This is a genomic window from Serratia sp. CY56464, from assembly GCF_052168435.1.
Lineage (GTDB): Bacteria > Pseudomonadota > Gammaproteobacteria > Enterobacterales > Enterobacteriaceae > Serratia > Serratia marcescens.
Genome location: NZ_JBJNMV010000006.1, coordinates 58,380 through 71,970 on the forward strand (window position 1 = coordinate 58,380; position 13,591 = coordinate 71,970).

Genomic DNA, 13,591 nt, shown 5'->3' on the forward strand with positions numbered 1-13,591 from the left:
GATGGGCAACAACCTGAAATTTCGTCCGGACGGGGTCGCCGTCGGTCTGCTGGCATTGCTGCTGGCGGTGGTGCTGGCCTTTAGCCTGCTGATGCCGGGGCGCTTCTTAAGCGGCGCCACCTTCACCAGCGTGGCCTTCCAGCTGCCGGAGCTGGGCCTGCTGACGCTGGCGATGTTCATTCCGATCCTCAGCGGCGGCCTGAACCTGTGCATTATCGCCAGCGCCAACCTGACCAGCCTGCTGATGGCCTGGCTGTTCATCAGCTATCTGCCGGCGGACGCCGGGCTGGGCTTGCAGGCGCTGTGGCTGGCGTTGGCGCTGGCGGCGGCGATGCTGCTGGCCGGGCTTATCGGCGCGGCGACCGGCGCACTGGTGGCGTACGTCGGCGCGCATCCGATTCTGGTGACGCTGGCCACCATGACCACGATCAACGGCATCGGCATCTACCTGACGCGCGGCGCGGCCCTGAGCGGCATGCCGGAGATCGTGCGGTTTATCGGCGCTGAGCGCGTGCTGGGCGTGCCGGTACCGCTGTGGATCTTCCTGGCGGTCGCCGCCTTGCTGGCGCTGTTCTTGCAGAAAACCCGGCTCGGCAAATGCATCTACATGAGCGGCAGCAACATCAACGCCACCCACTTCAGCGGCGTGAATACCCATCGGGTGCTGATCGCTATTTACACCCTCTCCAGCCTGCTGTGCGTCATTGCCGGGCTGGTGATGATGGCGCGCTTCAACTCGGCGCGCATGGGCTACGGCGACTCCTACCTGCTGCTCACGGTGCTGGCGATCATTCTGGGCGGCACCGATCCGTTCGGCGGCTTTGGCCGGGTCAGCGGCGTGGTGTTGGCGCTGATCGTGCTGCAGGTGATCGCGACCGGTTTGAACCTGATGAACGTCAGCCCGCATTTCAGTCTGGCGATGTGGGGCGCGGTGCTGATTGCGGTGCTGGCGATGAAGTTTTTCCGGCATCGCTATCGGCAGCGGCGGGCGATGCGCCGCAGCGCGGCCCAGGCCAGAACCGCGGCGGGCCACTGATCCCTTTTCCCTTTTGCGCAGGATAACGCTAATGAAATACCAGATTTCACCTTCACTGATGTGCATGAACCTGATGGATATCCGCCAGCAATTGGCGGTGCTGAATCGCCGCGCCGATATGCTGCATATCGACATCATGGACGGGCACTACGTTAAAAACATCACGCTGTCGCCGTTCTTTATCGAACAGATCCGCCCGCACACCTCGTTGTTGCTGGATGTGCATCTGATGGTGGAGAACCCGACCGATTTCATCGACCCGATCGCCCGCGCCGGCGCGGACTTTATCTGCCCGCACGCCGAAACCATCAACCGCGACGCGTTTCGGGTGATCAATCAAATCCGCGCGCTGGGCAAAAAAGTGGGGGTGGTGCTGAACCCGGCCACGCCGGTGGAGTTTATCCGCCACTACCTTCACCTGCTGGACAAGGTCACGGTGATGACCGTCGATCCCGGCTATGCCGGGCAGCCGTTCATTCCCGAAATGCTGGACAAGATCCGCCAGTTGCGCGATCTGAAAAGCCAACAAAATCTGCGCTATCTGATCGAGATCGACGGATCCTGCAATCAGCGCACCTACCGCGATCTGATGGGCGCTGGCGCGGAGGTGTTGATCGTCGGCAGCTCTGGGTTGTTCAACCTCGATCCGGATCTGGAGACGGCATGGGAAAAAATGCTGGAACAGATGCGGCAGGCGGCCTGAGGCGGGGGATATGATGCGGCATTTTCTTGGCGTTGACGTTGGCGGCACCAATACCCGCCTGCTGTTGATGGATGATGACGGCGAGTTTAGCGCTTACCGCAAGATAGCGACCGCCGACTGGGCGCGGCAGGCCGATCCGCTGGCGGCGTTGGGCCGCCTGATCGCCGGGCATAGCCAGGATCGTCAGGTGGCGCAGGTGATGCTTGGGTTGCCGGGGATCCTCAGCCGCGATCGCTCGCGGGTGCTGTCGCTGCCGTTCATTCCGGCGCTGGACGCCCAGCCGGTGGCGGCGCTGTTGGCCGATTTGCTGGCGCTGCCGGTGCGAATGGACAAGGACGTCAACCATCTGCTGTGGTGGGATTTGCAGCAGTTGCCGGCGCTGCCGCAGGTGGCGGTGGGGCTGTATCTGGGCACCGGCATGGGCAACAGCCTGTGGCTTAACGGCGACTTTTACCACGGGGCGCACGGCGCCGCCGGCGAGTTGGGGCACATTCCCTGGCCGGGCCATCTGGGCGAGTGCCCGTGCGGCAAACGGGGCTGCGTCGAGAGTTTGACCTCCGGCCATTGGCTGACCGGCTGGGCGCGCGCCAACGCGGCGCAAACGCCGTTCGACCGGCTGTTCGAGCGCCACGGCGATCATCCGGATTTGCAGCGTTTCGTCGAACGATTGGCGCAGACCATCGCCATCGAAATGAACGTGATCGACCCCCAACGGCTGATCCTGGGCGGCGGCGTGATCGCCATGCGCGGTTTTCCGTTGGCGCGGCTGGAGCAAGAGATCCGCCGTCATCTGCGCGGGCCGCAGCCGGCACAGGGGCTGGCGATCTCCATCAGCCGCCTGACCGATGAAACCGGCAGCAAAGGCGCCTGTCTGGCCGCACGGCGCCACTTCCAATTAAGCAGGGAGTACCAGCAATGAAAGGCAAAGTCTGCGTGTTCGGTTCGTTCAACCTGGATATCGTCGCCGGCATGGCGCGGTTTCCGCAGCCCGGCGAATCGCTGATCGCCCGTAACAGCATGATGGGCGCGGGCGGCAAGGGCGCCAACCAGGCCACCGCCGCCCTGCGCGCCGGGGCGCGGGTACATTATATCGGCAAGGTGGGGCGCGACGACTTCGGCACCTTCGCCCGGCGCCATCTCGCCGCGGCCGGTTTCGATGCGGTGACGCTGTTCTCGACCGGCGATTGCCCGACCGGCAATGCGCTTATCTACGTTGCCGGCGAGGATGCGGAGAACATGATCGCCGTCGATCCCGGTGCCAACCTGACGGTCAGCGAGGACGAGGTGCGCCAGTGCCGCCCGGCGATCGCCGCGGCGGATATTCTGTTGACCCAACTGGAGAACAACCTGCCGGCGATCGAACAAGTGATCGCCATCGCCCGCGAGGCGCGGACGTTCATCATTCTCAACCCGGCGCCGTTTCAACCGGTGCCGGACAGCCTGTTGGCGCAGGTCGATCTGCTGACGCCCAACGCCACCGAATGCACATTGCTGACCGGCGTGCCGGTGCGGGATGTGGCTTCGGCGCGGCAGGCGGCGCAGGTGCTGCACGCCAAGGGCATTCGTTTGCTGATCGTGACCTTGGGCACGCAGGGGGCGTTGTTCTCTGATGGGGAACACAGTGAGCTGATCCCGGCGTTTCCGGCGCAGCCGAAAGACACCACCGGCGCGGGGGATGCGTTTAACGGCGCCCTGGCGGCGCAGTTGGCGAATCAGGTGCCGTTAGCCGATGCGGTGCGCTTCGCCGCCGCCTACGCGGCGGTCTGCGTGGAACGCGCCGGGGCGGCGGGGTCGATGCCGAGCTATGAGGAAGCGTTGGAACGCCAGCAGGCGTTCGCGTGACAAAGACGGGCTGCGGCCAAGAGGCGGCAGCCCGGTTCCCTTACTTCAACCAGCCTTTGCGCTGCGCGTCCCGCAGATGTTGCTCCGTGTTCCTGCCATAAAGCGGTGAAATACTCATACAGTGCGCCTGGCAGCATGCCCAATAGATGGCGCGCCACCGCTACTCATCACTGAACCGTTTCTGTCCCGGGTACGTTATGCCGGGCCGTCGCTGGCCTGCATTCGGGGGGCGGTGATTGCCGCGAAGGAGAGGGCGCACAAACCGTAGTAACTTTCACGCCGGGTTAAAGCCCGGCGTGAAAGTTACGCATGATAAATAACAGCTATGCAGCGACGGCATCGTGAGTAAAACTGCCAATGCCATTAACTTCCAGAACAGGTGAATCGTAATGGGCCATTTTGAAGGCATTGTCGTTTGTGAGACCAAAAATAATGTCATCGTTGTCCAAACTGTGATTCAGGTTCTTATCCACCATCACAAAATAGGATCCATTCAACGATAAGGCGCTGACTTCGCTCAATGTATTCTGACTGTGGCCTTGAGTGACTTTAGAGACCAATTCAATGAACAACTGTTGCGGAGTCGTATTCGTCTGAACATTCATTCCGGAGAGTAGCACTGTCAGGTCATTCAGGGATAAACTGCCGACGAGATCGATAGTCTTGCTGCCACCTGCGGAAAAGAGCCACTGCCGATCGACATCACCGACGACAATGTTGTCGCCTTCGACCCATGATGCATTTTGCGCGCTGCTGTTTTCGTAATCGTTAAAGGTGACCATGTTATCAATGGTACTGTGGCTGAATACCACCGTATCCGCGCCTTGGCCGGTTGCCAGACTCGTATTGCCCATTACGTTGTAGAGATGATTAGCCTGGATGCCGTTGGTCGTGGGGGCGTCGTTAGCGATCGACAGTTGGTAACCGGCCATTTGGGACATGATGGTAGCGTATCCCGTCAGTCCGTCTAATTGTTTTAGCACCTGATAGAACAACCCGCCGCCGGTCCCCCCTTGTTCCAGGGTCAAATTCAGTGGTGTGCTATTAGCCATGTGACTGGTGATAGATTTCAATTCTTCGCTGAAATTGTTTTTGATAGTGAGGTTAAGCGCCTTATCGCCAGTAATGTTAATTTCACTGATATGGTTGTCATGGCCCTCAAGGCGTAGGGTATTTTCCGCATCCCCTTTAGATGATATTTCCAAAAACTCTCTGACCTCCGGAATGTCAGAGTCAATATAGACAGTATCGGTTTTGAACGATAAGGTACCGGCATCAGCGTGAGTGATATTCTTTGCATCAAAAGTGATGGTCATCACTGGCGAAAAGTTTTTATAGCGGTAATCGGGAGCGTACTCAAAGGTAATATGGCTGTTTTCACCGGCATTACCGGTGATTTCCAGGGCGCGTTGGCTAAAAGGGGCATCCATAAATGAATCTACCGGCACATTAATCACCGTAACGTTATCGGCAAAGCCAGACAGCGTAAAACCGTATGAACCCGTAAAGCCGTTTGGCATTCCCCACGCAGGATCCCAAAGTTCGGGGGCTTTCAGGTCGGTGACATGCGTATAATCCTTGTTGTGTATATTAGCGATAGAGGGATCGGCCAAGAGACCTATATCAAATACGTGCCTGCCCTCGTTGCCGACTAATTGTCCGTCAACGTAGATAGAACCCGTACCTCGATAGCCCGCCAAATCGAGCTGGGGAAAAAGCGTAAAGTTACCTACATTGGTGGCAATCGTGCCGGAAAGCGCACCATCGACACCCGTAGTGAGATAAACATTCTTGGTGATAAGGTTAGCCGCTAATACCGAGCCTTGGTCATACCCCTTAATTTTGAACGTATCGCTGACGCTATTGGCGCCGTCATTGATGCTATTGCCTTGCCATTGCACATTGATATTTTTTGCAAAATTGAATCGAAGCTCACCGGTGGCATGCGCCATATCTGCATCTGCTGTGATGATGATATTTTGATTGTTTCCAGTAATAGGGTTTACCAAGGTGACATTCGGGTTTTTCAGGAATATATCAATATTATTGAGCGCTTGAGCGAACAACTTCAGCAAAACACTTTCAGTACCGTCGATGGTAAGAGTATGCCACCCATTCAATTGACTAATATCGATAGTGCCTGATGTTACGACGTTCAACGTAATGTCATTCAGCATGGATAACTCAGCGTTGGAGATAATATGTTCGACGCCATGATTATTTATTATCCCCGTTAACTCTCCGTTTTCACCACTTTTTGTCAGTACGCCCTGTTTGACATAGTTTAAGTTGGCCCCGATCTTTTGTTCGAATTGTTGGACTGCATAACTGCCTGGTGCTCCGCCATTGCCTGCAATAATACTCTCATTAGCACGGAAGTGCGCCAATACAGCCAGTGTCGCCTTCAGTGCATCGTTGCCACTTTCGTTCATAATTGCGACAGACTCGGCTGTCGTCATGGGTCTTCCCCATAGGTTATTGAATATTATCTGGTACGAGGCGGCTTTGGCGAAAGCAGGTTGCTTAGAGAACATGGCGAGGATGTCACTCTCGGATCGCCCAGCGGCTAATTGCTTACTGTAGGTATCCAATGCATTGGCATCAATATAATAACCGGCAATGCTCAAGTATATTGCAGTGATGGCTTCCTGATACTCCGGTGCGGGTAACTCTCCAGCAGCATAAACATGCGTGTTAGCCAAAAAAATTGCTTTGGCATCAGCATGAACGCTGGTTTCATCATTGCGGATATCATTAATCATGCGTACTATGACATCACCACGGCTTTCTGTATTGGTATTTAACCCGGTAGTATATTTTTGTAGTTGGTCGTTATCGGGGGCTGATCCAAAAATATTTTCATAGATTTTGAGGACGAAATCCTTGTCGCTAAGGTTCGACAATGTTTTTTTACCTTCGACAAACTTTTGTGCAATCAAATTCAACTTTTCAGGGTGACTATTTATCACATTACCCCAATAGTTTATCCCATCGGACGTCATCGTGGATTTCACTGCATAATAAAAACCTTGCACCCATTCAGCCCCGTCTGATACTGAGCTGTTAAAAGAGGGAAATAGCGTTTGATTAACGGTTTCAATCAACGCAGCTTGTTGTTCTTGCAAGAGGGCATCTTGCCCGGAGTAGTGCAGAAGATCGTTGCTCATGTAAGCGGCAAGGCTACCGAGATCACCGCTCTTCTCCAATCGACTGAGAAGATAAGTGAGAGTTTCTTCCGATGCGTCGGCACCATGAATATTGTGGTAAATAAACTGTATTTTCTCACGTTCATTTAACTCTGACAGGCGTGCTTGACCTAATTCAGAATTGATTAATTTATTTGCTAATGTAGAAAAGGAGAAATTTTCTTGCGTTGATTTTTTTGAAAAATAATCAATGTCCTTGATGTCGGCTTTTTTCCCTATGATGGCATAAAATAATGCGGCGACATCGCGTTGAACGAAGATTGAGCTCATGACTTTTCCCAGAGAAATAGATTCGCAAAAGGTAAGTAAAGAAGAGAATTTGGGCTTAAGCAAGTATGAGACAGGCTACGTGTCTGGCTAGGGAGCAGTGGCTTTGCCTTGAACTGACCGCTACGATGGCGGCTAAAAGCAAGCTATGGCGCCTCTGGAGATGAGGCGGCACTGTGAAATCAATAGGCTGCAGTGTACTCACTGCAGCAGATACAATTACTTCAACCAGCCTTTGCGCTGCGCGTCCCGCAGATGTTGCTCCATATGGTGCCACAGCTCGGGGTGTACGTCGGCGATCGACGCATTGCGCGCCAGCACCTGCTCCAGGCTGATGCCGTTTTCCACCCAGCTCTGGCCTTCGTTGTGCAGATTCATCAGCATCGGCATGGTGCGATCCAGCAGCAAGGCGAAGCGCGCATCGGCGCTTTCGCCATCTTCATACTCCTGCCATAAAGCGGTGAAATACTCGCGCTGAGCCTCCGGCAACATGCCGAACAGACGGCGAGCCGCCGCCACTTCCTGATCGTGGATCGCCGCGCGGGCCGCCAGATCGTAGACCAGCACGTCGCCGGCGTCGATTTCCACGATGTCATGCAGCAGCGCCATCTGGATCACGCGCTGAATGTCTACGTCATCACCGGCGTAGGGCGCCAGGCTCATGGCGGCGATGGCGAAGTGCCAGCTGTGTTCGGCGGAGTTTTCCTGGCGTTGGGTGCCCAGTACCTTGGTGCGGCGTTGTACGCCTTTCAACTTATCGATTTCCATCAGGAACTGGATGGTCTGGGTCATTGAACCGAAATCTAACGCGGGTACAGCGGATGACATGGTGTAAACCTCAAGATGGGTGGGTTGAAGCCTGACGATTGTAGACCAGCGGGCGGGGGATTTCGATGGTTACACGCGTTCACATTTTTATTTTAGCGTACACGTGTACACTGGAATTATTCTCAGTTAAGCTGCTTTGCGTTAATTTCGCACAAAGCAGGGCATTTTGAGGGGTTGCGCGTTATGGGGAAAACGGACGTAGTGAAAGCCGGAAGCAATAAGATGGTCGCCGCGGCTTATCCGTGGGCGGAAGAGATCGCCAACAGCATCAGTCACGGTATCGGGCTGGTGTTCGGCATCGTCGGCCTGGTATTGCTGTTGGTGCAGGCGGTGAATACCGGCGCCGATGCGACGGCCATCACCAGTTACAGCCTGTACGGCGGCAGCATGATCCTGCTGTTTCTCGCTTCCACGCTCTACCATGCGATCCCGCATCAGAAGGCCAAGCATTGGCTGAAAAAATTTGACCACTGCGCCATTTATCTCCTGATTGCCGGCACTTACACCCCATTTTTACTCGTGGGACTGGATTCGCCGCTGGCGAAGGGCCTGATGGCGGTAATCTGGGGATTGGCGCTGCTCGGCGTGCTGTTCAAACTGGCCTTCGCCCACCGTTTTGAAGCCCTGTCGTTGGTGACCTACCTGACGATGGGCTGGCTGTCGCTGATCGTGATTTATCAGCTGGTTACGCGGCTGGAGGCCGGCGGCGTCACGCTGCTGGCGATCGGCGGGGTGGTCTATACCCTGGGCGTGATTTTCTACGCCTCCAAGCGCATTCGCTTTGGCCACGCCATTTGGCACGCCTTCGTGCTCGGCGGCAGCGCCTGCCATTTCATGGCGATCTACCTCTACGTCTAAGCGTTCACGCTACGTCTGAATGCGTATTGAACTGGCGCCTCTTTTGTTTTAAAAAAGAGGCGCTTGCTTCTTTCGGGTATCCAGCAAGCCCGTTCCTTCATTTCTGAGCCCGCATACCGTTTCTTTAACCTCTGTTCAGGACTCACCAAGATGATCGTTCGCTTATCCAAAGCGCTGCTGGTCTGCGCTATCGCCTTGTTCGCTTCGCTGGTCGCCTTCGGCAACATCACCGACTACGGTTCCAACTTCGCCTTCGTGCGCCACGTCTTTATGATGGACACGATTTTCCCCGACGCCACCATCGGCTACCGCTCGATACAGACGCCGTGGCTGCATCACGCCGGTTATATTTTCATCATTGCGCTGGAGAGCCTGACCGCGCTGCTGTGCTGGATTGGCGGCCTGCGCCTGCTGTGTGGCCTGAAACTGCCTGCGCACGCCTTTAACGGCCGGAAAAAGCTGGCGGTAGTGGGGCTGACGCTGGGCTTCCTCACCTGGCAGGTCGGCTTTATGTCGATTGGGGGCGAGTGGTTTGGCATGTGGATGTCGAAGCAGTGGAACGGCGTGCCGGATGCGTTTCGCTTCTTCGTCACCATCATTCTGGTGCTGATTTATCTGGTGCAGCGCGACGGGGAATTGGACGAGTAATGAAGATGGCCGCAGGCAGGGGGCCTGCGGCCGACGGATTATTTCTCTTCGGCCAGCGAGTAGGGCAACGGTTTGATCGCCAACTGGCTGGCGGCATCGTCGCGCACCCGCAGCTGGCTGTCGGCATCCAGATCGTTGTTCATCACCACCTGCACCCACAGCGTGCCGTCGGCCAACTGACTCGACGCCAGTACGGTGCCGGTGCGGCGCCAGTTTTCCCCCAGCTGCAGCTCCAGATCCTCCGCCGCCTGCGGGGCGCGGGCCGCTTTACCTTCCAGCCAGTAGAGCGCACGCTTGTTGGCGCCGCGGAATTTGGCGCGCGCCACCATCTCCTGACCGGTATAGCAACCCTTGCTGAAGCTGATGCCTTCCAGCGCCTGCAGGTTGGTGGCCTGCGGGATCAGCTGCGCGCTGTTGGCGGCGTCGATAACCGGATAACCGGCTTCGATCTCCAGCGCCAGCCATTGGCTGCTGTCATTCAGTTCCGCCTGGTCATGCAGTTTGCCGATCAGCTGTTCGGCTACGGCGGGGCGGGTCACCAGCAGAAAACGTTCCGCCGGCGCAGCGAAGTGCAGAATCGTGGTCTCGCCGTCCTGCACCACCGGGTGCTCGGCGCTCGGCAGCGTGGCGAACAGGCCCGTCAGCGCGGCGCGCGCCTGGAAACCGGCGACGCCCAGCAATACCGCGTCATTATCGGCGGCGATAGTGACTTTGGAGAACACCGCGTATTTTTTGATTTCCGCCAGTTGGCTGTCCAGCACGCTGCGACGTTCCAGATAGGCGAAGCCTTCGCCTCGGTGGAACAGACGCAGGTTGCTCCACATTTTGCCCTTGGCGTCGCAGTGGGCGCACAGCACGTGTTGATCGGCCGCAAGCGCGTCGATGTCCGCCGTCACCTGGCCCTGGAGATATTTCACCGTGTCCGGCCCGTTCAGCGTCACCAGCGCCCAATCTTCCAGCGAGATCAGCGTCAGGGGAAGATGGGTGGAAGCGGAGGGCTGACGGGGTGGGAATGGAATGTTATGCGCCATAGTAAGTTCCTGCTCAACGTTTAGCTTACCTGAAGGGTATTGAGCCCATGGTAAAAGAGGCGGCGGGCTTTGCAAACTGTTATTCGCGCCGTGGCGCCGGGGTGCGCTTTTTTTGGCATTTTGCGCTTTATTGCGTTTTCCGCAGCAAAGCGCCTTCCCGGCGTGTATGTCAAATTGTTACTCTATAGGCTTGCGGCCAGGGTACCCTTGCAGACAGATCCCCGGCTGATGGAATTATATTGCGACGGCGTTGCCATACAGTGTGTCATTTGAACCCTGCGCTGGCGCTGCCGCGCTGAAAAGAGGTGAGTCATAACAACATGGATATTAACAACAAAGCACGTATTCACTGGGCTTGCCGTCGTGGCATGCGCGAGCTGGACATCTCCATCATGCCGTTCTTCGAATACGAATACGACAGCCTGAATGACGCGGACAAGGCGCTGTTTATCCGCCTGCTGGAGTGTGACGATCCCGATTTGTTCAACTGGCTGATGAATCATGGCGCGCCGCAGGACGGCGAGCTGCAGAGAATGGTGACCCTGATCCAAACGCGAAATAAAGACCGTGGCCCAGTGGCGATGTGATATCCGCATTTCCTGGCGCACCCAGCTGTTTTCACTGTTGACCCACGGCGTTCTGATCCTGCTGATCCTGATTTCGCCCTGGCCGGAGGGCTTTGGCCCGCTCTGGCTGGTGCTGCTGACGCTGGTGGTGTTTCAGTGCATTCGCAGCCAGAAGCGCATCGCCGCGGTGCAGGGCGAGCTGCGGCTGCTGGCGGACAGGCGTTTCAGCTGGCACGGCCGCGAGTGGCGGCTGGCGAAAAAACCGTGGATGCCGGGTTACGGCATGCTGTTGACGCTGCAGCCGATGGAGGGCAAAAAGCGCCGCCGGCTGTGGCTGGCTTCCGACTGCATGAGCAAAGAGGAGTGGCGCCACCTGCGGCAGCTGTTGCTGCATCCGCCGGCGGGTAACGGCGAGGAACCCTGATGAAACCCGTACTCTGGTTGGTGGAGGATGAACCCAGCATTGCCGATACGCTGGTTTACACGCTGGAGAGCGAAGGCTTCGAAGTACGCTGGTTCGAACGCGCGGAGCCGGCGTTGCAGGCGCTGGCGCAAGAAGGCGCGCCAGCGCTCGCTATCCTCGATGTCGGTTTGCCGGATATCAACGGCTTTGAATTGTGTCGCCGCCTGCTGGCTCAGGCGGCCGACCTGCCGATTCTGTTTCTTACCGCCCGCAGTGATGAAGTGGATCGCCTGATCGGGCTGGAGATCGGCGCCGACGACTATGTCGCCAAGCCGTTCTCCCCTCGCGAGGTCAGCGCCCGGGTGCGCACCATTTTGCGCCGCCTGCATAAGCAGCAGCGCCTGCAACAGAGCGCGCGCTACCATTTCGGCGCTTTCGCCCTCGACGAAGACGCGGCCACCATCTCCTACCATCAGCGGCCGCTGCCGCTGACCCGTTACGAATACCTGCTGCTGAAGACGCTGTTGTTGGCGCCTGGACGGGTGTTCTCGCGGCAGCAACTGATGGAAAGCGTTTGGGCGCAGGCGGAAGAAAGCCTGGATCGCACCGTCGATACCCACATCAAAACCCTGCGCGCCAAACTGCGTGCGGTGGATCCCGGTGAGCCGCCGATCCACACCCACCGCGGATTGGGCTACAGCGTGAGCCGCCAGCCATGAAAATTGGCCTGCGCCTGCTGCTGGGATATTTTCTGATCGTGGCGGTGGCCGGGTACTTCGTGCTGAGCATTTTCGTCCAGGAAGTGAAGCCCGGCGTGCGGCGCGCTACCGAAGGCACACTGGTGGACACCGCCAACCTGCTGGCGCAGATCGCCCGTCAGGACATGCAGCGCGGCGATGCGGCGCATGGCCAACTGGCGCAGGCGTTTACGCAGCTGAACCAGCGGCCGATCGGCGCCAATATCTCCGGCATCCGCAAGGATCGCAGCGAATACCACGTCTATCTTACCGATGCGCGAGGCAAGGTCATCTTCGATTCCGCCGGCCGCGCGCAGGGGCAGGATTATTCGCGCTGGAATGACGTTTATCGGACGCTGCGCGGCCAGTACGGCGCCCGCAGCACCCGCAGCGACCCGCAGGATGAAAACAGTTCGGTGATGTATGTGGCCGCGCCGGTGATAGAACAAGGGCGCATTATCGGCGTGCTTACCGTGGGCAAACCCAACAGCACCATGGCGCCGGTGATCAAACGCAGCGAACGGCGCATTTTGTGGGCCGGCGCATTGCTGCTGGGGATCGCGCTGCTGATCGGGGCGGCGTTCGTCTGGTGGATCAACCGTTCCATAGGCCGTCTGGTGCGTTATGCCGACGGGGTGGCGCAGGGAGAAAACGCGCCGTTGCCCAAAGTGGGCGGCCGGGAATTGACGCAGCTGGCGCAGGCGTTGGAGAGCATGCGTCTGAAGCTGGAAGGCAAAGCTTATATCGAACAGTATGCTCATACCCTGACGCATGAGCTGAAAAGCCCGCTGGCGGCGATCCGGGGGGCGGCGGAACTGTTGCAGGAGCTGCCACCGCCGGAGACCGCCCGGCGTTTTCTCACCAATATCGAACAGCAAAGCGCACGCATCCAGCAACTGGTGGATAAACTGCTGGTGCAGGCGCGGCTGGAGAGTCGGCCAGAAATGGAGACCGCGCCCATCGCGATCGCGGCGCTGATCGGCCAGACGATGGCGGGCAAAGAGGCGCAGGCGACGCAGCGCGGCGTCAGATTGCAACTGGAGGCGTTGGCGGAGGTGACGCTGAACGGCGATGCATTGCTGATCAGCCAGGCGCTGACCAACCTGCTGGACAACGCGATCGACTTTACCCCGCCGGGCGGTTGCGTCAGCGTGCGAGGCGAACGGCGGGAACAGCATTACTGCATCAGTGTCTGTGACGACGGCAGCGGCATTCCGGACTATGCGCTCGATAAGGTGTTCGAGCGTTTTTATTCGCTGCCGCGCGCCGAACGGCCTAAAAGCAGCGGGCTGGGCCTGAACTTCGTGCAGGAGGTCGCCCGTCTGCATCATGGCGGCATTCGCCTGCGCAACCGCCGGCCGCACGGGGTGGAAGCGACTTTCATGTTATCGCTGTGACTTCACCTTCCCTTCACATAACCACATTCTGATTTCACCTGCGGGTTTTATCGTGGCCTCATTACCTAC

Annotated in this window: 13 protein-coding genes; 10 read left to right on the plus strand and 3 right to left on the minus strand. The window is 57.7% G+C overall.

What is annotated here, in order from left to right; all coding sequences use genetic code 11:
• Position 1 precedes the first annotated feature (1 nt).
• The 4 genes from ACJ8KE_RS20950 to rbsK are packed head-to-tail and all read left to right on the plus strand — an operon-like array spanning position 2 to position 3,581.
• Positions 2-1,036 carry an ABC transporter permease gene (locus ACJ8KE_RS20950; protein ID WP_097101428.1) on the plus strand — a complete coding sequence of 345 codons (1,035 nt, stop codon included), beginning with the start codon at positions 2-4 and terminating at the stop codon, positions 1,034-1,036.
• Between the two features lie 31 nt (positions 1,037-1,067).
• Positions 1,068-1,739 (plus strand): D-allulose 6-phosphate 3-epimerase, encoded by a 672-nt coding sequence (gene alsE / locus ACJ8KE_RS20955; protein WP_097101430.1) that lies wholly within the window; start codon positions 1,068-1,070, stop codon positions 1,737-1,739.
• A 10-nt stretch (positions 1,740-1,749) separates the two neighbouring features.
• Positions 1,750-2,658: an allose kinase gene (gene alsK / locus ACJ8KE_RS20960; protein WP_016929983.1), complete on the plus strand. Its 909-nt coding sequence runs from the start codon at positions 1,750-1,752 to the stop codon at positions 2,656-2,658.
• A complete protein-coding gene (gene rbsK / locus ACJ8KE_RS20965; RefSeq protein WP_033639466.1) occupies positions 2,655-3,581 on the plus strand; it encodes a ribokinase in 927 nt (308 codons plus the stop codon). The genes alsK and rbsK overlap by 4 nt, the downstream gene beginning before the upstream one ends.
• A gap of 323 nt (positions 3,582-3,904) precedes the next feature.
• On the opposite strand, the gene ACJ8KE_RS20970 is transcribed toward rbsK, so the two are convergent.
• Positions 3,905-7,057: a DUF4214 domain-containing protein gene (locus ACJ8KE_RS20970; RefSeq protein WP_097101432.1), complete on the minus strand. Its 3,153-nt coding sequence runs from the start codon at positions 7,055-7,057 to the stop codon at positions 3,905-3,907.
• Between the two features lie 216 nt (positions 7,058-7,273).
• Positions 7,274-7,882 (minus strand): HD domain-containing protein, encoded by a 609-nt coding sequence (locus ACJ8KE_RS20975; protein ID WP_028127691.1) that lies wholly within the window; start codon positions 7,880-7,882, stop codon positions 7,274-7,276.
• 183 nt (positions 7,883-8,065) lie between these two features.
• On the opposite strand from ACJ8KE_RS20975, the gene trhA reads away from it, so the two are divergent.
• Entirely contained in the window at positions 8,066-8,740 is a 675-nt protein-coding gene (gene trhA, locus ACJ8KE_RS20980; RefSeq protein ID WP_028127690.1) for a PAQR family membrane homeostasis protein TrhA, read from the plus strand.
• A 150-nt stretch (positions 8,741-8,890) separates the two neighbouring features.
• Positions 8,891-9,388, plus strand: a complete 498-nt coding sequence (locus ACJ8KE_RS20985) for a DUF2165 family protein (protein ID WP_079452406.1) — start codon at positions 8,891-8,893, stop codon at positions 9,386-9,388.
• A 38-nt stretch (positions 9,389-9,426) separates the two neighbouring features.
• Here ACJ8KE_RS20985 and ygfZ read toward each other — a convergent pair whose 3' ends face one another.
• Entirely contained in the window at positions 9,427-10,419 is a 993-nt protein-coding gene (gene ygfZ / locus ACJ8KE_RS20990; RefSeq protein ID WP_016929977.1) for a tRNA-modifying protein YgfZ, read from the minus strand.
• A gap of 320 nt (positions 10,420-10,739) precedes the next feature.
• On the opposite strand from ygfZ, the gene sdhE reads away from it, so the two are divergent.
• Genes sdhE through creC form a run of 4 tightly spaced genes read left to right on the plus strand, consistent with a single transcriptional unit; the run spans position 10,740 to position 13,522 of the window.
• Positions 10,740-11,006, plus strand: a complete 267-nt coding sequence (gene sdhE, locus ACJ8KE_RS20995) for an FAD assembly factor SdhE (protein ID WP_004931679.1) — start codon at positions 10,740-10,742, stop codon at positions 11,004-11,006.
• Complete coding sequence (locus ACJ8KE_RS21000) at positions 10,987-11,409, plus strand: protein YgfX (protein ID WP_016929976.1); 423 nt, start codon at positions 10,987-10,989, stop codon at positions 11,407-11,409. Before sdhE ends, ACJ8KE_RS21000 begins: the two co-directional genes overlap by 20 nt.
• Positions 11,409-12,107: a two-component system response regulator CreB gene (gene creB / locus ACJ8KE_RS21005; RefSeq protein WP_016929975.1), complete on the plus strand. Its 699-nt coding sequence runs from the start codon at positions 11,409-11,411 to the stop codon at positions 12,105-12,107. The genes ACJ8KE_RS21000 and creB overlap by 1 nt, the downstream gene beginning before the upstream one ends.
• Complete coding sequence (gene creC, locus ACJ8KE_RS21010) at positions 12,104-13,522, plus strand: two-component system sensor histidine kinase CreC (protein WP_016929974.1); 1,419 nt, start codon at positions 12,104-12,106, stop codon at positions 13,520-13,522. The genes creB and creC overlap by 4 nt, the downstream gene beginning before the upstream one ends.
• Positions 13,523-13,591 lie beyond the last annotated feature (69 nt).